Origin of the sequence: Sphingomonas naasensis, from assembly GCF_004792695.1 — a bacterium.
Classification (GTDB): domain Bacteria; phylum Pseudomonadota; class Alphaproteobacteria; order Sphingomonadales; family Sphingomonadaceae; genus Sphingomonas; species Sphingomonas naasensis.
Window position 1 is genome coordinate 358,238 of record NZ_SRXU01000004.1, and the last position, 19,055, is coordinate 377,292.

A 19,055-nucleotide genomic window follows, 5' to 3' on the forward strand; every position below is an offset into this window, starting at 1 on the left:
AACTTGCGGTGCATCGGCCCGCGCCCTAGGTGGCCCGCCATGGCTGCACCTGTACTTGCATATGAGGGCCTCGGGCTGATCCAGGGCTCGGGCTGGCTGTTCCGCGGGCTCGACCTCTATATCGGCGCGCGCGACCGGCTGGCGCTGATCGGGCGCAACGGCGCGGGCAAGTCGACCCTGCTCCGGCTGATCGCCGGGCGGATCGATTGCGACGAGGGCCGCCGCACGATCCAGCCGGGGACGCATGTCGTGCTGCTCGAGCAGGATCCGCAGGTCACCGGCTTCGCCACCTTGCTCGATTTCGTCCTTGCCGGCGACGACGCCCCCGAACGTCACGAGGCAGAGGCGATCGCCGGCCAGCTCGGCATCGATCTCGGGCGCGAGGCGGCCACCGCCTCGGGCGGCGAGCGCCGCCGCGCCGCAATCGCGCGCGCGCTGGCGCAGAACCCCGACGTGCTGCTGATGGACGAGCCGACCAACCATCTCGACATCGCCGCGATCGACTGGCTCGAGAGCTGGCTGAGCCGCTACAACGGCGCGTTCATCGCGATCAGCCACGATCGCACCTTCCTTACCCGGCTGACCAAACAGACTTTGTGGCTCGACCGCGGGACGATCCGCCGCGCCGAGATCGGGTTCGGCGGGTTCGAGGCGTGGACCGATCAGGTCTATGCCGAGGAGGAGCGCAACGCCCAGCGGCTCGACGCCAAGCTCAAGATCGAGGAGCATTGGCTGCTTCGCGGCGTCACCGGCCGCCGCCGGCGCAACCAGGGCCGGCTCTCCAAGCTCAAGGAAATGCGCGCCGAGCGCGCCGCGATGATGGGGCCGCAGGGCGCCGCCAAGCTCGCGATCGGTTCCGACGATGCCCAGACCAAGGTGGTGATCGACGCCAAGAACATCACCAAGCGCTTCGGGGACCGCACGATCATCAAGGATCTGACGCTGCGGGTCACGAAGGGCGACCGGATCGGCGTGGTCGGCAGGAACGGCGCGGGCAAGACGACGCTGCTCAGGCTGCTCACCGGCGAGCTCGCCCCCGACGAAGGCAGCGTGCGGCTGGCCAAGACGCTCGACGAAGTGATCATCGACCAGCAGCGCAGCCTGATGGACCCGACGAAGTCGGTGCGCGACGTGCTGACCCAAGGCGGCGAGTGGATCGAGGTGCTCGGGGTCAAGAAGCACATCCACGGCTATCTCAAGGAGTTCCTGTTCGAGCCCAATCTCGCCGACGCGAAGATCGGCACGCTCTCGGGCGGCGAGCGCTCGCGGCTGCTGCTCGCGCGCGAGTTCGCGCGGCCTTCGAACCTGCTGGTGCTCGATGAGCCGACCAACGATCTCGACCTCGAGACGCTCGATCTGCTCCAGGAAGTGATCGCCGACTATGAAGGCACCGTGCTGATCGTCAGCCACGACCGCGACTTTCTCGACCGCACGGTGACGGTGACGCTCGGGCTCGACGGCAGCGGCAAGGTCGATGTCGTCGCGGGCGGCTATGCCGATTGGGAGGCGCGCCGCACGCAGCGCGTGGAGCCGAAAAAGGCGACGGCGCCCAAGCCCCCAGCCGAGGCGCCGAAGGCGAAGGCGACCAAGCTCAGCTACAAGGATCAGCGCGACTATGATCTGCTGCCGAAGCGGATCGAGGAAATCGAGGCGCAGATCGCGAAGGACGAAGCCGCGCTCGCCGATCCCGATCTCTACACGCGCGATCCCGGCAGGTTCGCGAAGCTGGGCGACGCGATCGGCAAGCTGCGCGACGAGAAGGACGCCGCCGAGCTGCGCTGGCTCGAGCTGGCCGAGCAGGTCGAGGCGCTGGGCTAGGCCTCGAGATCGACGGTGACCGTGGTCCCTTCGGGCCCGGTCTCTACTCGCATCGTGCCGCGCGCCTGGCGGACGAAGCCGTCGATCAGCCGCTGGCCGAGCCCGCCGGCCCGGCCCCTGGTGCGGGTTTCCGCGCTCATCCCGATGCCGTTGTCGGTCACCGTCAGCCGCCAGCCCGGCGCCTGCGCGGCAAAGCGCACCTCGATCAGGCCGCCCTCGCGCCCGCCAAAGGCATGCTTGGCGGCGTTGGTGACGAGCTCGTTGACGACCAGCCCGATCGAGACCGCGCGGTCGCGCGGCAGCGCGCCGTGATCCGAAGCGCAGTCGAGCGTGATCGCCCCGCGCAGGAACAGCGCCTCCGACAGCGCGGCGCACAGCTCGTGGAGATAGGTCGCCATGTCGACCGCCCCGGGCGTCGCGCCGCCGCGATAGAGATGGCGGTGCGCCCGGGCGATGCTCTCGACCCGGGCGAGCGCGCTGCCCAGCGCATCGGCGGTCTCGCCGTCGCCGGCGCGGCGGCGCTGCATGTCGAGCAGCGAGGCGACGAGCGTGAAGTTGTTCTTCACCCGGTGGTCGAACTCCTCGAGAAACAGCTCGCGATCGGCGATCTGGCGGTCGCGCTCGTGCGCGGCGCGGCGGACCGAGCGGCGGAACATCTCGGCGAGCGCCACGGTGATCGCGGCCGAGATCACCACCGAGGCCAGTGTCACGGCCTGTTCGGGATTCTCGAAGCGGAACGCGCCCTTGATCGGATAGAGATAATACCAGCCGAACCCGATCGATACCGCGCTCGTCGTCACCCCGGCGAGCCCGCGCGCGAACAGCGTGGCGATCATCGCCGCGGGGAAGATGAGCGTGAAGATCGCGGCGCCGGGCACCAGCGCGTCGAGCAGCGAGCGGATCAGCGCGGCGCAGGCGGTGGCGAGCAGCCCGATCGCGATCGACGTGACCCAGCGCGGCACCCAGGGCGCCAGCCAGTCGGGCAGATCAAGTTCTCCGAGGCGCCCCATAGTCGCGGGATGAGGCGGCTGCGCGGGCGGCAAGTCAAGCATCGGTGACGGCGAAGTTGATCTCCATCAATATTTTTACAGCGATTTGCCCGATCTTCCGGCGAGATCGACAACATATTGCCATGCGACCCGCCCGGACCGACTCCCGCGTCGCGTTGCCCAATTGATCGCCTCGGCCGGATCGAATTCGAGGCCGTGCGCTTCGGCATAGCCGCGGACGATGTCGACATAGATGTCCTGATCGATCGCGTGGAAGCCGAGGCTCAACCCGAAGCGGTCGGCAAGCGCGAGGCTGTCGTCGACCGAATCGCGCGGATTGATCGCGCTCGCCTGCTCGGCGATGTCGCGCGGGATCAGATGGCGGCGGTTCGAGGTGACGATCAGCCTTGTATTGGCCGGCCGCGCCTCGGCCCCGCCCTCGAGCAGCGAGCGTAGTGCGCGGGCGTCGCCGGCGGCGTCGAAGCCGAGATCGTCGAGGAAGATCACGAACGGCCGCGCCGATGCGGCGAGCAGCGCGAACAATTCGGGCAGCGCGTCGAGATGCTGGGTGACCGCCTCGACCAATGCGAGATTGCCGCCCGCCGCCTGGACTGCGGCGACCGCGCTCTTGACCAGGGCCGACTTGCCCGTGCCGCGCGCGCCCCAGAGCAGCACGTCCTGCGCGGCATGCCCCCCGGCCAGGCGCCCGAGGTTGGCGACCAGCGCATCGCGCTGCGGCGTCATGCCGCGGAGCATCGCGAGCGGCAGCGGCGCGAAGGCGCGGGCGGCGGCGAGGCTGTGCCCGCGCCAGACATAGGCGGGATGGGCGAGCGGATCGGCAGGCGGCGCGGGCGGCGGGGCGAGGCGCTCGAGCGCTTCGGCGATGCGGGTCATCGGGTCGGTCATCGCGGGCGGCTATAGGATGCGCCGGACCGAAATCCTACGCCGCTGCGCGAGTCGCGTAGGATTTGCGGGGCCTGGAGTCGCAAGAGTCGCGATCAAACGACTCTTGCGTTGCGCGGATTGGAAATATTGTTGCGTCGGAAAATCCAACAAAACGGATCGACGATGTCAAAGAGCCGACGGGATTGTGACATCGGCCGCGCGTGTAGGACAGTTCGCGTTCGTCACCCCGCCGCGCGCGGGAGCGGCCCTCACGCCCCGTCCGCCGCCAGCCCCTTCAACCGGTACAGCGTCTCGAGCGCCTCGCGCGGGCTGAGCGCGTCGATGTCGAGGCCGTCGAGCTCGGTGCGCAGCGCGTCGACCTTTTCCTCCTCGGCCTCCGCCGCTGCGGCGAACAGCGGCAGATCGTCGAGCCCCGCGGCGATGCCGCCGGTCTTCGCGCGGCCGGCCTCGAGCTTGTCGAGCACGGCCTTGGCGCGCTTGATCGTGAGCGGCGGCAACCCGGCGAGGCGGGCGACGGCGAGGCCGTAGCTGCGATCGGCCGGGCCCTCGGCGACTTCGTGGAGCAGGACGAGATCGCCCTTCCATTCGCGCGCGCGGACATGGTGCAGCGTCAGCGCGTCGCAGCGCTCGGCGAGGCGGGTGAGCTCGTGATAATGGGTCGCGAACAGGCAGCGGCAGCGATTGTCCTCGTGGATCGCCTCGACCACCGCCCAGGCGATGGCGAGCCCGTCATAAGTCGAGGTGCCGCGGCCGACCTCGTCGAGGATGACGAAGCTGCGCGGCGTCGCCTGGGCGAGGATCGCGGCGGTCTCGACCATCTCGACCATGAAGGTCGAGCGGCCGCGCGCGAGATTGTCCGACGCGCCGACGCGGCTGAACAGCCGGTCGACCAGCCCGAGCGTCGCCGAAGCGGCGGGGACATAGCTGCCGGCCTGGGCGAGCACCGCGATCAGCGCGTTCTGGCGCAGGAAGGTCGACTTGCCGCCCATGTTCGGGCCGGTGACCAGCCAGAGCCGCGACTCCTCGGAGAGCTTGCAGTCATTGGCGACGAAGCGCCCGCCGGTGCGCGCGATCGCTTCCTCGACCACCGGGTGGCGCCCGCCCTCGATCTCGAAACAGCCATGATCGACCAGCGCCGGACGTGCCCAGCCGCCCTCGGCGGCGCGCTCGGCGAGGCCGGCAGAGACGTCGATCCGGGCGAGCGCGTCGGCGGTGGCAGCGATCGCCTCGCGGCGTTCGAGCGCTTTGGCGGTGAGATCCTCGAGATGCGCCGCCTCCGCGGTGAGCGCATGCGCGCCGGCCTGCGTCACCTTGAGCGCGACGTCGTGGAGATCGGGGGCGTTGAAGCGCACCACGCCGGCGAGTGTCTGGCGATGGGTGAAGCCGCTCTCAGGCCTCATCAGCGGATCGGCGGCGCGGGCCGGAACCTCGATATGATAGCCGAGCACGCCGTTGTGGCGGATCTTGAGAGCGGCGATGCCGGTGCGCGCGCGGTATTCGGCCTCGAGCGCGGCGATCGCGCGGCGGCCGCCGGCGCCGGCATCGCGCAGATCGTCGAGCGCGGCGTCATAGCCTTCGGCGATATAGCCGCCATTGGATGCGTCGATCGGCGGCTCGGGGACGAGCGCGCGTGAGAGCAGGTCGATCAGCGCGCCGTGCCCGCGCAGCTGCGGCGCCAGTTCGGCGAGGAGGCGCGGAGGCTCGGCGATCGCGTCGAGCCGCTCGCCCAGCCGCCACGCGCCGTCGAGCCCGTCGCGCAGCTGGCCGAGATCTCGGGGGGATCCGCGCCCGGCGGCGAGCCGGCCGAGCGCGCGGCCGATATCGGGAAGCGCGCGCAAAGCGCCGCGGACGAGATCGCGCAGCCCCGAATCGTCGTGGAGGCGTTGGACCAGATCGAGCCGGGTCTCGATCGCGGCGCGGTCCATCAGCGGCGCGGCGATGTCGAGGCCGAGCAGCCGCGCGCCGGCGCCGGTGACGGTGCGGTCGACTGCGTCGAGCAGGCTGCCCTTGCGCGTGCCGGCCTGGCTGAGGCTGAGCTCGAGGCTCTCGCGGGTGGCGGCGTCGATCGCCATCGCCGCGTCGGTGCGGCTGAGGCGCGGCGGGCGCAGGAACGGGAGCGATCCCTTGGCGGTGTGGTCGAGATAGGCGACCAGCCCGCCCGCCGCGGCGAGCGCCGCGCGCGAGAAGCCGCCGAACCCGTCGAGCGTGGCGACGCCGAACAGCCGCTCCAATCGCGCCTCGCCCCCGGCGCTGTCGAAATCGGGCTTCGGCCGCGTCGCGGTGGCGAGCTCGGCGAAGCCGGTGCCGTCGCAGGCGATCGTCTCGGCGGGGTTGAGCCGGGCGAGCTCGGCGGAGACGCGATCGGGACTGGTCTCGATCACTTCGAACCGGCCGGTCGAGATATCGGCGCAGGCGATCGCCACCCCGGTCGCCGCCTCGCCGATCGCGGCGCACCAATTGGCGCTGCGGCTGTCGAGCAACGCCTCCTCGGTGAGCGTGCCGGCGGTGACGACGCGGACGATCGCGCGGTTGACCAGCGCCTTGGAGCCCATCCGCTTGCGCGCGGCCTCGGGCGTCTCGGTCTGCTCGGCGACCGCGACGCGGTGCCCGGCCTTGATCAGCCGGGCGAGATAGCCGTCCATCGCATGGACCGGCACGCCGCACATCGGGATGCGCTCGCCGTCATGCTCGCCGCGCGCGGTGAGCGCGATGTCGAGCACCGCGCTGGCGATCCTGGCGTCGTCGAAGAACAGCTCGAAGAAATCGCCCATCCGATAGAAGAGCAGGCAGTCGCCGGCCTCGGCCTTGAGACCGAGATATTGCGCCATCATCGGAGTGGGAGCCGCGGAGGACATGCGGCCCCGGGTTAGCCGAAGCGGCCGGGCGATCAACACCCGTGCGGTGGATTTCCTGGGGACAAAGGGGAAGGCTGCGACCGAAGCCTGTCTCTGATCACGTCATCCCGGAAGCCAATTTTCGCCAAATCTCCGATTTGGCCAGCAAATTGCGCTGTCCGGGATCCACCGGGAGGCAATGGCTGGTGGAGCGGTGGATCCCGGACAGTAAGGCTTTCCAGCGTAAAACCTGGCGGTTTTCCGGGAAAGCCTAACTTCCGGGATGACGGATCTGGTCGGGCGGGACCGAACCTCGATGGCATCCCGGCGGGCGCGTCTTCGGCTCGCACCCACCCGCTACCCCTTCCTGGCAGGGAGGGGCAAGGAGAAGCTGGTAGCGCTATCATATTTTCGTATACGCCGGTTTCCGGACGAGTTGCGGCCCCCGGATGCCGCTCCTAAAGGAATGGTATCAGGAGAGGTGCATGGCTGAGGAATCGAACGTCCAGTTTTCGGAGCGCGAGGCGCTTCTCTATCATTCCGAAGGCCGGCCGGGGAAAATCGAGATCATCGCCTCGAAGCCGATGGCGACCCAGCGCGATCTCGCGCTGGCCTATTCGCCCGGCGTCGCGGTGCCGGTGCGCGCGATCGCCGAGGATCCGGCGCTCGCCTATGACTATACCGCCAAGGGCAATCTGGTCGCGGTGATCTCCAACGGGACCGCGATCCTCGGCCTCGGCAATCTCGGCGCGCTCGCCTCCAAGCCGGTGATGGAAGGCAAGGCGGTGCTGTTCAAGCGCTTCGCCGATGTCGATTCGATCGATCTCGAGCTCAAGACCGAGGATGTCGACCGCTTCATCGACGCCGTCGAGCTGATGGAGCCGAGCTTCGGCGGGATCAACCTCGAGGACATCAAGTCGCCCGAATGCTTCGTGATCGAGCAGACGCTGCGCGAGCGCATGAACATCCCGGTGTTCCATGACGACCAGCACGGCACCGCGATCATCGCCGCGGCGGGGCTGATCAACGCGCTCCATCTGACCGGGCGCGACATCAAGAATGCGAAGTGCGTGATGCTCGGCGCCGGCGCGGCGGCGATCGCCTGCGCCGAGCTGATCAAGGCAATGGGCTTGCCGCACGACAATCTGCTGATGCTCGATCTGACCGGGGTGATCTATCAGGGCCGGCAGGAGAGCATGAACCAGTGGAAGTCGGCGCATGCCGTCGCCACCGACAAGCGCACGCTGGCGGATGCCCTCGACGGCGCCGACGTGTTCTTCGGGCTCGCCTCGGCCAATTCGCTGCCCGCCGAGCTGCTCAAGACGATGGCGCCCAACCCGATCATCTTCGCGATGGCCAATCCCGATCCCGAGATCAGCCCGCCGCTCGCCAAGGCGGCGCGCCCCGACGCGATCATCGCGACCGGGCGTTCGGACTATCCGAACCAGGTCAACAACGTGCTCGGCTTCCCGTTCATCTTCCGCGGCGCGCTCGACGTGCGTGCGACGACGATCAACGACGCGATGAAGATCGCCGCGGCGCGCGCGCTCGCCGAGCTGGCGCGCCAGCAGGTGCCCGAGGAAGTCGCGCTCGCCTATGGCGTCCAGCACAGCTTCGGCCCCGACTATATCATCCCCGCGCCGTTCGATCCGCGGCTGATGGAGATCGTCCCCGCCGCAGTGGCGCAGGCGGCGATGGATTCGGGGGTGGCGACCAAGCCGATCGAGGATTTCGCTGCCTATCGCCAGTCGCTTCGCGCCCGGCTCAACCCGACCACCTCGGTGCTCACGCTCGCCTATGAAGGCGCGCGCGCCAATCCGAAGCGGGTGATCTTCGCCGAGGCCGAGGAGGAAGTGGTGCTGCGCGCGGCGATCGCGTTCAAGGAAGGCGGCTATGGCACGCCGGTGTTGGTCGGGCGCGAATCGGTGCACGATCGGCTGCGCGCGCTCGGCGCCAACCCGGACGAGTTCGAGCTGCACAACAGCGTCAATTCGCCGTTGGTGCCCGAGATGGTCGAGTTCCTCTACACGCGGCTCCAGCGCCGCGGCTATCTGCGCCGCGACGCCGAGCGCATGGTCAATCGCGACCGCAACATCTTCGGCGGGCTGCTGCTTCAGCTCGGCAAGGCCGATGCGATGATCACCGGCGTGACGCGCACCTGGGCCGAATCGATGCGGCAGGTGAAGCGCGTGATCGATCCGCAGCCGGCGCGCACGCCGTTCGGGATGCACGTGCTGGTCGGCCAGTCGCACACCGTGTTCATCGCCGACACCACGGTCAACGAGCGCCCCAATGCCGAGGAGCTCGCCGACATCGCCGAGGGCGCGGCGCAGGTCGCGCGGCGGATGGGGCACGAGCCGCGCGTGGCGTTCCTCAGCTATTCGAACTTTGGCAATCCCGAGGGGCAGTGGCTCGACAATGTCCGCGGCGCGATCAAGGTGCTCGACGGGCGCACGGTCGAGTTCGAATATGAAGGCGAGATGTCGCCCGACGTCGCGCTCAATCCGCGCCAGATGGCGAACTATCCGTTCTGCCGCCTGTCGGGCCCGGCCAACGTGCTGATCATGCCGGGGCTCCAATCGGCCAACATCTCGGCCAAGCTGCTCCGCGAGCTCGGCGGCGACTCGACGATCGGGCCGATGCTGATCGGGATGGAGAAGCCGGTCCAGATCGCGCCGATGACCGCCAGCGCGAGCGAGCTGGTGACGCTGGCGGTGCTGGCGGCGGGCGGGATCGCGCGCTGACGGGCCGCGCCCGACGGCGCAAGCCCGGACCATAATCGCCGCTTGCTGCTACAAATGTAGCATGCTACAAATGTAGCAGGCTGGGATATCAGTCGCAGGAGGGTCCGGGTGATCGAGTCGCTGCCGCGCCGCGAGCGCGAGGTATTCGAAATATTGTGCAGCCTCGGCGAGGGCACCGCCGCGGCGGTGCGCGGCGCGCTGGCCGAGCCGCCGAGCGACTCGGCGGTGCGGACTTTGTTGTCGCGGCTGGCGGCCAAGGGACTGGTCGCGCATCGCACGGTCAACCAGGCCTATGTCTATGCGCCGGTCGCGCAGGCCGGGGAGGTCGCCGAGACCGCGCTGCAGCGGCTGGTGCAGACCTTCTTCCAGGGATCGGCGGCGCAGGCGGCGACGGCGCTGCTCGGCATGGAGCCGGGGCTCGACGCGCAGGAGATCGACATGCTCCAGCGCGCGATCGACAAGGCGCGGAAGGAGGCCGAGTGATGCTCGAGCTGCTCCTCGATCTCGGCTGGAAGTCGGGACTGATCGCCGCGCTCGCCCTGCTCGCCAACCGGCTGCTGCGCCGGCGCCCGGCGGGGGAGCGCGTGGCGCTGCTCCGCGCGGCGCTGGCGGCGTTGCTGCTGCTTCCCGTGCTGGCGCTCGCCGGGCCCGAGCTCGAGCTCGCGGTGCTCCCGGCGATCGAAGCGGCGCCGGTGGCGCTGGCGCTTCCCGCGACAGGAGTGATGGTCGACGCGACGCCGGTGGCGTCCTTCGACTGGCTGGCCGCGCTCTATGCGGCGGGCGCGGGGCTGTTGCTGCTGCGCCTCGCCGCCGGGCTGGGCACCTTGTGGCGCTGGACGCGCGCGGCAGTGCCGGCCAGCGACGCGCGCTGGCTTGCCGCGATGCGCGCCGCGCGGCTGCGCCGGCCGGCGCGGCTGCTGGTCACCCCGCGCGTCGCCGCGCCGGTGAGCTGGGGGATCTCGCCGGCCTGGGTGCTGATCAGCCCCGCCACCGAGCGCGCGGCGGGGCAGGCCGAGGCGGTGATCGCGCACGAGCTGGCGCATATCCGCCGCTTCGACTGGCCGGTGCTGATCGCGGCGCAGCTGGCGACGCTCGTCTTCTGGTTCAATCCTTTGGTGTGGCTGCTCGGCCGCGAGCTGGCGCGGCAGACCGAGCTGGCGGCGGATGCCGAGGCGCTCGGGCATGTCGGCCGCGCCGACTATGCCCAGACGCTGCTCGCGCTGGCCGGCGGCACGGCGCATCGATCGGCGTGCGGCATGTCGATCGGGCACAGCGCGCTGGGGCGGCGGATCTGCTGCGTGCTCGAGGCGGGCGCGGCGCGGCCGGCGCGCCGATGGGTCTGCGCGACGATGCTGATCGCCGCACCGCTTGCCGCGGCGCCGCTCGCCGCGATGCAGCTGGTGCCCGCGACCGTGCCGGCACCTGCGGTGGCGGCGCCGCCGGCGACCTCTGTGGCCGCGCCCGCGCCGGCGAGCTTTCTCCCGACCGCGCCGGCGGCGGCGGTGCCCGCGCTGCGGCAACCGCGCGCCGCGGTGCGCCGGCCGGCCGCGCCGCGCCCGGTTCGGCCGGTGGCAGCGGCGCCGGCGCGCGAGGCGCCCGTGGCCCCGAGCCTCGTGCTGCAGCTGCACGCCGGACATGCGAGTCCCACTCCACCGGCACCCGACAGCGAGGCTGCGGCGTGGCAGGCGGCGCTCGCGGGGAACTACAAGCCGCCGGCACCGCGCCGCGCGCGCGCCATCGCACCGCACCCTCCGCGGTCTTCGGGCTGGACCGACGCGGATGAGGCGCGCGTCGTCGCCGGCGGGATGACCGAGGCGGCGAAGGGGCTGCGCCTGCGAGCGCAGGAACTCGAGCGCGTCGCCGCCGACGGCGATGTCGCGAACGAGATCCGCCTCGCGCACGCGCGGGCGGCGGGCTCGTTGCGCAGCCAGGCGGAGCGGCTCGACAGACAGGCGAGGCGCAAGCTCAGCGGGATCTGACGCCCGCCCACTTCAAGCGAGGACCGAAAGCAACCGCGCGATTTCGCGCCACGGAGCCGGCTTGCCCGGCGATCAAGGAGACTTGCCATGCGGACTCTGATCTTCCTGCCGTTCGCGCTGCTCGGCGCCTGCGCGTCCGGCGCATCGGCGCAGCCGCTCGAGCCGACGGCGCGTCTCGCTTATGGCGACCTGGCGCTCGACGATGCCGCCGGCCGGGCCGAGCTGCGCGGCCGGGTGGCGACCGCCGCGCGCGGCTTCTGCCGGCAGCACGAGGACGACGTGACGCCGCAGCTGCTGCAGAGCGATCGCTTCTATTGCTTCGAGCAGGTCCGCTCGACGCTGGTCGCCGACATGCCGCGCGCGGTGCGCAATGCCTATCGGCAGGCGCTGCGCGAGGCCGGCGTGTCGGGCCGGCGGCTCTAGCCGTCGATGCTGCCGCCGAGCGAGGCGTTGACGAGCCCGCCATCGACGGTGAGCGTCTCGCCGACGACATAGTCGCCGGCGCGGCTGGCGAGATAGATCGCCGCGCCGGCCATATCCTCGTCGACGCCGATCCGGCCCGCGGGGATGCGCCTGGCGACGCCATCGCCGTGATCGCGCGCGGCCTTGTTCATGTCGCTCGGGAACGCGCCGGGCGCGAGCGAGGAGACGACGATATGGTCGCGGATCAGCCGCGCGGCCATGCGCCGGGTCAAGTGGATCAGCGCCGCCTTGGACGCCTGATAGCTGTAGGTTTCCCACGGATTGACCCGCTGGCCGTCGATCGAGGTGATGTTGATCACCTTGGCGGGGCGGCCGGCAGCGGCGCCCGCCCTGAGCAGATCGTGCAGCGCCTGCGTCAGGAAGAAGGGCGACTTGACGTTGAGGTTCATCACCTTGTCCCAGCCGCTTTCGGGGAAGGTATCGAAATCCTCGCCCCACGCCGCGCCGGCATTGTTGACGAGGATATCGAGCCGCTGCTCGCGCCCGGCGAGGTCGGCGGCGAGCGCGCGGCACCCCTCGACGGTGGCGATGTCGTGTGGCAGCGCGATACAATTCGCGCCGAGCGCGGCGGCGGTCTCTTCGCACGCCTCGGGCTTGCGCGACGAGACATAGACCTTCGCCCCCTGCGCGACGAAGCCGGTGGCGATCATCCGCCCGATCCCGCGCGATCCGCCAGTGACCAGAGCGACGCGGCCATCGAGGCGGAACAGGTTGGTGGTGTCCATATTGATCTCTCCTGTTTTTTCTCCCTCTCCCGCTTGCGGGAGAGGGTCGGGGTGAGGGTTCAGCGGGATGCGGTTCGAGAGTGCATTGCGCTGAACCCTCCCCTGACCCCTCCCGCGAGCGGGAGGGGGAATGGATGCGGCTCTAGCCGCCGCGCTTCAGCACTTCCCGCGCGATGATCAGCTGCTGGATCTGGCTGGTGCCTTCGTAGATCCGGAACAGCCGGACGTCGCGATAGAGCCGCTCGATGCCGTAATCGGCGATATAGCCCGCGCCGCCGAAGATCTGCACCGCGCGATCGGCGACGCGGCCAACCATCTCGCTGGCGAAATATTTGGTGGCGGCGGCTTCCATCGTGGTGTTCTCGCCGGCGTCCTTCCTCGCGGCGGTCTCGAGCATCAGCGCGCGCGCGGCCATCGCCTCGGTCTTCGAATCGGCGATCAGCGCCTGGATCAGCTGGTGCTCGGCGATCGGCTTGCCGAACTGTTTCCGCTCGCTGGCATAGGCGACGCAATCGGCGATCAGCCGCTCGGCGACGCCGACGCACACCGCCGAGATGTGCAGCCGTCCGCGATCGAGCACCTGCATCGCGATCTTGAAGCCCTGGCCCTCCTCGCCGAGCCGGTTGGCGACGGGGACCGGCGTATCGTCGAACACGACATCGGCGACGCGCGCGCCCTTCTGCCCCATCTTCTTCTCGGGCTCGCCGATCGACAGGCCGGGCAGATCGCGCGGGACGAGGAAGGCCGAGACGCCGCGCCCGCCGGGCTCGTCGCCGGTGCGCGCCATCACGGTGAACAGCTGCGCCTTGTCGGCATTGGTGATGAAGCGCTTGGTGCCCGACAGGCGATAGACATCGCCGTCGCGGACGGCGCGGGTCTTCACCGCGCCCGAATCGGAGCCGACATCGGGCTCGGTGAGCGCGAAGCTGGTGATCACCTCGCCGCTGGCGATGCGCGGCAGCCATTCGGCTTTCTGCGCGGGGCTGCCGGCCATCACCAGCCCCTGGCTGCCGATCCCGACATTGGTGCCGAAGGTCGAGCGGAAGGCGGGGGTGGTGCGTCCGAGCTCGATCGCGACCTTGCATTCCTCGACCATCGTCAGCCCGAGCCCGCCATATTCCTCGGCGATCGACAGGCCGAACAGGCCGAGGCCGCGCATCTCTTCGACGATCGCGTCGGGGATCGCATCGGCGGCCTCGACCTCGCCTTCGAGCGGGCGCAGCCGCTCGCTCACGAAGCGGCGGATCGTGTCGATCAGCGTGTCGAAGATTTCGGGGTCGAGCGCCATCGTGAAGCGTTCCTGCTGTTCGAAGGCGAAAGCTATAGCTCCCTATTCGTATGCTGCAAGCCGTACCGAATATTCCAATACGCGTGATTGACTGGGCTAGGACACCACCTATGCTGGTCGGTGCAATCGTGAGCGTGAGAGGATCGTCCGATGGCGGCAGAGCAAGCGAGCAGCGGTGCCGCGGCGATCCCGCCGGTGCGTCGGGTGCGGCAGGGCACGATGCTCGCCTATGGCTTCGGCGCGGTCGCCTATGGGGTGAAGGACTTCTGCTTCTCCACCTTCCTGCTGCTCTTCTACAATCAGGTGCTCAAGCTGCCCTCGGCGCAGGTCGGCTTCGCGATCATGTGCGCGCTGCTGCTCGATGCGTTCATCGACCCGGCGATCGGCTTCCTGTCGGATCGCACCCGCAGTCGCTGGGGGCGGCGGCATCCGTGGATGTACGCCTCCGCCGCGCCGATCGCGCTGGGCTGGCTGCTGCTATGGAACCCGCCGGCCTGGTCGCAGGGGGCGATGCTGGTCTGGGTGTTCGCGAGCGCGGTGCTCGTGCGCACCGCGGTCTCGGCCTATGAGGTGCCGTCGCAGGCGCTGAGCCCCGAACTCTCGGCCGATTATGACGAGCGCACCCGGATCATGGCCTATCGCTACCTGTTCGGCTGGGCCGGGGGGATGGCGATGCTGATCGCGTCGTACAGCTATTTCCTCGCCCCCGAGCCGGGACAGGTGACCGGGCTGCTCAACCGCCAGGGCTATGTCGGCTTCGCCTTTGCCGGGGCGGCGGCGATGTTCGTCGCGATCCTCGTCTCGGCGCTGGGCACGCACCGCGAGATCGGGCGGCTGCCGCGCCCCGAGATCGCGCGTCAGTCGCTCGGCGCCAATTTCCGCGAGCTGCGCGAGAGCGTGCGCAACCGCGCCTTCCTGATCCTGATGGCGGCGGGGATCTGCTATTATTCGGCGCAGGGGATCAGCTACGCGCTGTCCAACTATCTCTACGCGCATGTCTGGGGATTTCGCGGCGCCGACTTCCAGTGGCTCGGGGTGATCCTGCTGCTCGGCGTGGTGGGCGCCTTCCTGATCGCGCCGCGGGTGGCGAAGCGGACCGGCAAGCCGGTGGCGGCGATGGGGTTCATGCTCGCCGCGGCGCTGCTGCTGACGCTGCCCTATTGGCTGCGGCTCGCCGGGGTGTTTCCCACCCCGGGCAACCCGATCCTCGTGCCGCTGCTGCTGTCGATCTTCACGATCAATGCGACCTGCTCGGTTTCGTCGACGATCCTCGGCGCGTCGATGATGGCCGATGTCGTCGAGCATTCGGAAGTCGAGACTGGGCGGCGCTCGGAGGGCGTGTTCTTCGCCGGCGCGTTCTTCATCCAGAAATGCACCAGCGGGCTCGGCATCTTCGTCGCGGGCTCGATCCTCGCGATCGCCGGCTTTCCCGAGGCGGCGAAGCCGGGGAGCGTGCCGGTGGCGACGGTCGATCGGCTGACGATCCTGTTCGCCGGGCTCTATCTCGGGCTCGGCTTCGCGGCGGCGTTCTTCTACCGGCGCTTCCCGTTCGGCAAGGACGAGCATCTCGCGCGGGTCGCGCGGCTGGCGTCGCAAGGATAGTCGCCCCAGCGCGAAGGGGCGTTCGGGGTCCGCAGCACGGGGTGCAGGAAATGCCCGCCGGGGGCGGAACCCCGGCGAGCATCCTTTCCTCCCCAGGAAAGTCTGGCCTCAGGCGACGCGGCCGAGGCGGTGATAGAGATTGGCGTATTTGGTCGATTCCGGCCGATCCTTGATCTGGTGGAGATGCGTGCCGACGGCTTCGCGGAGCAGGCGGAAATCCTCGGTCGAGAAGACGGCGCGGCTGCGTTGGGGTTCGGTCATGGTCGTGCCTCCTTTCAGGCAGCTTGCTGGTTGAACTGGGCGGTCTCGGTGCTCTCGGCGAGCGCGGTGGTCGAGCTGGCGCCGCCGGCCACGGCCTGGGCGATCGCGTCGAAATAGCCGGTGCCGACCTCGCGCTGGTGGCGCGTCGCGGTGTAGCCGTTCGCCTCGGCGGCGAACTCGGCCTGCTGGAGCTCCGAATAGGCGGCCATGCCCCTGTCACGATAGCCGCGGGCGAGCTCGAACATGCCGTAGTTGAGCTGGTGGAAGCCGGCGAGCGTGACGAACTGGAACTTGTAGCCCATCGCGCCCAGCTCGCGCTGGAAACGGGCGATGTCGTCGCGGTCGAGATTCTTCTCCCAGTTGAAGCTCGGCGAGCAATTATAGGCGAGCATCTTGTTCGGATGCGCGCGCCGGATCGCCTCGGCGAAGCGGCGGGCATCGTCGAGATTGGGCTTCGAGGTCTCCCACCACAGCAGATCGGCATGGGCGGCGAAGGCGAGCCCGCGCTGGATGCAGTGATCGACGCCGGTGCCTTCCTTCAGCCGGAAGAATCCCTCGGCGGTGCGCTCGCCGGTGAGGAATTCGTGGTCGCGTTGGTCGACGTCCGAGGTGATCAGCCGAGCCGACTCCGCATCGGTGCGGGCGCAGATCACCGTCGGCACGCCGCAGACATCCGCGGCGAGGCGCGCCGCGTCGAGATTGCGGATATGCGCCTGGGTGGGGATCAGCACCTTGCCGCCGAGGTGCCCGCATTTCTTCTCCGATGCGAGCTGGTCTTCATAATGCACCCCGGCGGTGCCTGCGGCGATATAGGCTTTCATGATCTCGAAGCAGTTGAGCGGCCCGCCGAAGCCGGCCTCGGCATCGGCGACGATCGGGGCGAACCAGTCGCGGGTGGCGCCGCCTTCCATATGCTCGATCTGGTCGGCGCGCTGGAGCGTGGCGTTGATCTTGCGCGCCAGCTCGGGGCCGGCATTGGCCGGGTAGAGCGACTGATCGGGATACATCTGGCCGGCGGTGTTGGCGTCGGCGGCGACTTGCCAGCCCGAGAGGTAGATCGCCTTCAGCCCGGCGCGGACCATCTGCATCGCCTGGTTGCCCGACAGCGCGCCGAGCGCGTGGATATAGTCCTCGCTCTTGAGCAGCTCCCACAGCTTGAGCGCGCCGCGGCGGGCGAGGCTGTGCTCGATCGGCAGCGAGCCGCGCAGCCGGGTCACGTCGTCGGCCGAATAGGGGCGGACGATGCCGTCGAACCGGCCGGCGGGGGCGGAAACGAGATCGTCGAACGGCGTGGTCATCTGTGTGATCCTTCACAAGCGGCAGCGGATGCAATCTGTTTGGCGCGGAAAGTGCGGGAAGGTGAGGCCAAAACGCCTATTTTGGCGTGTTCAGGTGCTCCTCAGGCCAAGTTCGGCTTGTGTGGCTGTAAAGAATCATACAAACTTGGCGCATGGCCGATGCCAAGCTCTTCGCCGGGCACGCGGTGCGCAGGCTGCGCCGCCAGCTCGGGCTCACCCAGGCGGCGATGGCCGAGGCGCTCGACGTCTCGGCCAGCTATCTCAATCTCGTCGAGCGCAACCAGCGGCCGGTCTCGGCGACGCTCCTGCTGCGGCTGGTCGAGACCTATGATTTCGATCCCCGCGCGCTGGCGGCGAGCGAGCCCGGCGGTGGCGCCGAGGCGATCCGGCGGCGGCTCGCCGATCCGATCTTCGCCGATCTCGAGATCGACCGGCACCAGATGGAGGAATGGCTGGCCGGCGCGCCGGGCGGCGCCGAGGCGTTCGCGCGCGCCTATGACCGGATCGGCGGGGGCGGGGCGGCGGAGACCGAGCCCGACGATGCGGGGCGGCAGGTGCGCCGCGAGATCGAGCGCTGGCGCAACCATTTCGCCGATCTCGACGCGGCGGCCGAGGCGCTGGCCGACGAATTGCGGCTGGCGGCGGGCGATCTCTACGGCGCGATGGCCGAGCGGCTGCGGGTGCGGCACCAGCTCTCGGTGCGCATCCTCCCCGCCGATGTGATGCCCGACCGGACGCTGCGGCTCGACCTCCACGCGCGCCAGATCCAGCTGTCGGAGTTGCTCGACGCATCGGCGCGCAGCTTCGCGCTGGCGGGGCGGCTCGCCGAGGAAGCGCGCGGCGAGATCGATGCGCTGGCCAAGGGGGCCGGGCTCGATCGCGCTGCCGAGCGGCTCTACCGGCGGCACCTCACCGGCTATTTCGCCGCGGCGGTGATGATGCCCTATGCACGCTTCCTGCGCGCATGCGAGGCGAGCGGCTATGATCTCGAACTGCTCCAGCGCCGCTTCGGGGCGAGCTTCAGCCAGGTCGCGCACCGGCTGACTACGCTCCAGCGCGTCGGCGCGCGCGGGCTGCCTTTCTTCCTGATTCGAGTCGATCGCGCGGGGCAGGTATCGAAACGATATGCGGGCGCGAGCGGTTCGCCGCTGGTCGAGGGGCCGGGAATCTGTCCGCTGTGGAATATTTTTGCGGGCTTTGCGCGTCCCGACGAACTGCTGGTCCAGCTGCTCGAACTCGAGGATGGCAGCCGCTGGTTCACGCTGGCGCACGCGGTCCGGCCGCAGGGCGATCGCAGCGGGCTGCACGCGCGCTTCGCGATCGGGCTCGGATTGGCGGCGGACAATGCGGGCGGGCTTGCCGTAGCGTCCGGGCAGGACCTCGCCGGTCGGGCGGTGCCCGCCGGGCTCGGCTGCCGGGCGTGCACGCGCCCCGATTGTCCGCAGCGATCGGCCCCGCCGGCGGGGCGCGCGCTGCTGCTCAACGAACGCGAGAGCGGCGTCACGCCCTTCGGTTTCGCGGGCGACTGAGCGGCCGCGGGCGCAACTTTCCGGACACAAAAGGACATAATGCGGTCGGTTTCCTTTGGAACCAGCGCGCTCCGCCCGCGGTTGCGCGTGCGGGTCCGGGTTTCACCCGGCTGCACTCCAGTCCTCACAGGGCTAAAGCCCGGAGGCGTTTCGAGAGGACGTATATGTTGCTTACCCTGGTTGGCCTGTCGATCGCGGCGGCTGCCCCGCAATCGACCGACTCCGCGATCGGCCGCTGGCGCACCGAGACGCGCGGCGGCATCGTCGAGATCCAGCGCTGCGGCGCCTCGATCTGCGGACGGCTGCTCACCTCGGACAAGATCCGCACCGATCCCAACCTGAAGGACGCCAACAACAGCAATGCCGCGCTGCGCGGCCGGCCGCTGCGCGGGCTCCAGATCCTCGCCGGCTTCACCCGCAGCGGCGATGGCTGGACCGGCGGCAAGATCTACAATGCCGAGGACGGCAAGACCTATGGCGCCGACGTGACCCCCGCGGGCCCCGACACGCTCAAGGTCCGCGGCTGCGTGTTCAAGCCGTTCTGCAAGACCCAGACCTGGACCCGCGTGCGCTGACCCGCGCGCGCCCCGCTGCTTTTC

Annotated in this window: 15 protein-coding genes; 8 read left to right on the forward strand and 7 right to left on the reverse strand. The window is 69.7% G+C overall.

What is annotated here, in order from left to right:
- Positions 1-39 precede the first annotated feature (39 nt).
- Positions 40-1,818, forward strand: a complete 1,779-nt coding sequence (locus E5A74_RS11675; RefSeq protein ID WP_135985049.1) for an ABC-F family ATP-binding cassette domain-containing protein — start codon at positions 40-42, stop codon at positions 1,816-1,818.
- Here the strand turns inward: E5A74_RS11675 and E5A74_RS11680 are convergent.
- The 3 genes from E5A74_RS11680 to mutS form a co-directional block, all read right to left on the reverse strand.
- The gene (locus E5A74_RS11680) at positions 1,815-2,828 is read right to left on the reverse strand and encodes a sensor histidine kinase (protein ID WP_166745774.1); all 1,014 of its coding nucleotides are present in this window, start codon (positions 2,826-2,828) and stop codon (positions 1,815-1,817) included. The two genes, E5A74_RS11675 and E5A74_RS11680, sit on opposite strands and share 4 nt — an antisense overlap.
- Before the next feature lie 75 nt (positions 2,829-2,903).
- Positions 2,904-3,713, reverse strand: coding sequence for a DUF815 domain-containing protein (locus E5A74_RS11685; protein WP_135985053.1), 810 nt, complete (start codon positions 3,711-3,713; stop codon positions 2,904-2,906).
- A 248-nt stretch (positions 3,714-3,961) separates the two neighbouring features.
- Positions 3,962-6,544 (reverse strand): DNA mismatch repair protein MutS, encoded by a 2,583-nt coding sequence (gene mutS, locus E5A74_RS11690; RefSeq protein ID WP_135985194.1) that lies wholly within the window; start codon positions 6,542-6,544, stop codon positions 3,962-3,964.
- Between the two features lie 488 nt (positions 6,545-7,032).
- Here mutS and E5A74_RS11695 point away from each other — a divergent pair, with 488 nt between their 5' ends.
- From E5A74_RS11695 to E5A74_RS11710, 4 genes are all read left to right on the forward strand, one after another.
- The gene (locus E5A74_RS11695; protein WP_135985055.1) at positions 7,033-9,291 is read left to right on the forward strand and encodes an NADP-dependent malic enzyme; all 2,259 of its coding nucleotides are present in this window, start codon (positions 7,033-7,035) and stop codon (positions 9,289-9,291) included.
- Positions 9,292-9,399: 108 nt separating this feature from the next.
- Positions 9,400-9,774, forward strand: coding sequence for a BlaI/MecI/CopY family transcriptional regulator (locus E5A74_RS11700; RefSeq protein ID WP_135985057.1), 375 nt, complete (start codon positions 9,400-9,402; stop codon positions 9,772-9,774).
- Entirely contained in the window at positions 9,774-11,270 is a 1,497-nt protein-coding gene (locus E5A74_RS11705; RefSeq protein ID WP_135985059.1) for a M56 family metallopeptidase, read from the forward strand. Before E5A74_RS11700 ends, E5A74_RS11705 begins: the two co-directional genes overlap by 1 nt.
- Positions 11,271-11,357: 87 nt before the next feature.
- Positions 11,358-11,693: a UrcA family protein gene (locus E5A74_RS11710; RefSeq protein WP_135985061.1), complete on the forward strand. Its 336-nt coding sequence runs from the start codon at positions 11,358-11,360 to the stop codon at positions 11,691-11,693.
- Here the strand turns inward: E5A74_RS11710 and E5A74_RS11715 are convergent.
- Positions 11,690-12,478, reverse strand: a complete 789-nt coding sequence (locus E5A74_RS11715) for an SDR family oxidoreductase (protein WP_135985063.1) — start codon at positions 12,476-12,478, stop codon at positions 11,690-11,692. The genes E5A74_RS11710 and E5A74_RS11715 overlap by 4 nt on opposite strands.
- 142 nt (positions 12,479-12,620) lie before the next feature.
- Positions 12,621-13,766, reverse strand: coding sequence for an acyl-CoA dehydrogenase family protein (locus E5A74_RS11720; protein WP_135985065.1), 1,146 nt, complete (start codon positions 13,764-13,766; stop codon positions 12,621-12,623).
- Between the two features lie 150 nt (positions 13,767-13,916).
- On the opposite strand from E5A74_RS11720, the gene E5A74_RS11725 reads away from it, so the two are divergent.
- Positions 13,917-15,368: an MFS transporter gene (locus E5A74_RS11725; protein ID WP_240699775.1), complete on the forward strand. Its 1,452-nt coding sequence runs from the start codon at positions 13,917-13,919 to the stop codon at positions 15,366-15,368.
- Positions 15,369-15,476: 108 nt separating this feature from the next.
- Here E5A74_RS11725 and E5A74_RS20930 read toward each other — a convergent pair whose 3' ends face one another.
- Positions 15,477-15,629 carry a hypothetical protein gene (locus tag E5A74_RS20930; RefSeq protein WP_166745773.1) on the reverse strand — a complete coding sequence of 51 codons (153 nt, stop codon included), beginning with the start codon at positions 15,627-15,629 and terminating at the stop codon, positions 15,477-15,479.
- A gap of 14 nt (positions 15,630-15,643) precedes the next feature.
- The gene (gene aceA, locus E5A74_RS11730) at positions 15,644-16,927 is read right to left on the reverse strand and encodes an isocitrate lyase (protein ID WP_135985067.1); all 1,284 of its coding nucleotides are present in this window, start codon (positions 16,925-16,927) and stop codon (positions 15,644-15,646) included.
- 152 nt (positions 16,928-17,079) lie between these two features.
- Here aceA and E5A74_RS11735 point away from each other — a divergent pair, with 152 nt between their 5' ends.
- Both E5A74_RS11735 and E5A74_RS11740 read left to right on the forward strand, forming a co-directional pair.
- On the forward strand, positions 17,080-18,456 hold the full coding sequence (locus tag E5A74_RS11735; protein WP_135985069.1) for a helix-turn-helix domain-containing protein: 1,377 nt from the start codon (positions 17,080-17,082) through the stop codon (positions 18,454-18,456).
- Positions 18,457-18,620: 164 nt separating this feature from the next.
- Positions 18,621-19,031 (forward strand): DUF2147 domain-containing protein, encoded by a 411-nt coding sequence (locus E5A74_RS11740; protein ID WP_135985071.1) that lies wholly within the window; start codon positions 18,621-18,623, stop codon positions 19,029-19,031.
- Positions 19,032-19,055: the final 24 nt, after the last annotated feature.

Bases quoted from the DNA above. Each gene is read 5' to 3' on its own strand.
- mutS (WP_135985194.1), bottom strand. From the start codon at position 6,544: ATGATGGCGCAATATCTCGGTCTCAAGGCCGAGGCCGGCGACTGCCTG.
- E5A74_RS11680 (WP_166745774.1), bottom strand. From the start codon at position 2,828: ATGGGGCGCCTCGGAGAACTTGATCTGCCCGACTGGCTGGCGCCCTGG.
- E5A74_RS11715 (WP_135985063.1), bottom strand. From the start codon at position 12,478: ATGGACACCACCAACCTGTTCCGCCTCGATGGCCGCGTCGCTCTGGTC.
- E5A74_RS11725 (WP_240699775.1), top strand. From the start codon at position 13,917: ATGGCGGCAGAGCAAGCGAGCAGCGGTGCCGCGGCGATCCCGCCGGTG.
- E5A74_RS20930 (WP_166745773.1), bottom strand. From the start codon at position 15,629: ATGACCGAACCCCAACGCAGCCGCGCCGTCTTCTCGACCGAGGATTTC.
- aceA (WP_135985067.1), bottom strand. From the start codon at position 16,927: ATGACCACGCCGTTCGACGATCTCGTTTCCGCCCCCGCCGGCCGGTTC.
- E5A74_RS11735 (WP_135985069.1), top strand. From the start codon at position 17,080: ATGGCCGATGCCAAGCTCTTCGCCGGGCACGCGGTGCGCAGGCTGCGC.
- E5A74_RS11740 (WP_135985071.1), top strand. From the start codon at position 18,621: ATGTTGCTTACCCTGGTTGGCCTGTCGATCGCGGCGGCTGCCCCGCAA.
- E5A74_RS11710 (WP_135985061.1), top strand. From the start codon at position 11,358: ATGCGGACTCTGATCTTCCTGCCGTTCGCGCTGCTCGGCGCCTGCGCG.
- E5A74_RS11685 (WP_135985053.1), bottom strand. From the start codon at position 3,713: ATGACCGACCCGATGACCCGCATCGCCGAAGCGCTCGAGCGCCTCGCC.
- E5A74_RS11705 (WP_135985059.1), top strand. From the start codon at position 9,774: ATGCTCGAGCTGCTCCTCGATCTCGGCTGGAAGTCGGGACTGATCGCC.
- E5A74_RS11720 (WP_135985065.1), bottom strand. From the start codon at position 13,766: ATGGCGCTCGACCCCGAAATCTTCGACACGCTGATCGACACGATCCGC.
- E5A74_RS11695 (WP_135985055.1), top strand. From the start codon at position 7,033: ATGGCTGAGGAATCGAACGTCCAGTTTTCGGAGCGCGAGGCGCTTCTC.
- E5A74_RS11675 (WP_135985049.1), top strand. From the start codon at position 40: ATGGCTGCACCTGTACTTGCATATGAGGGCCTCGGGCTGATCCAGGGC.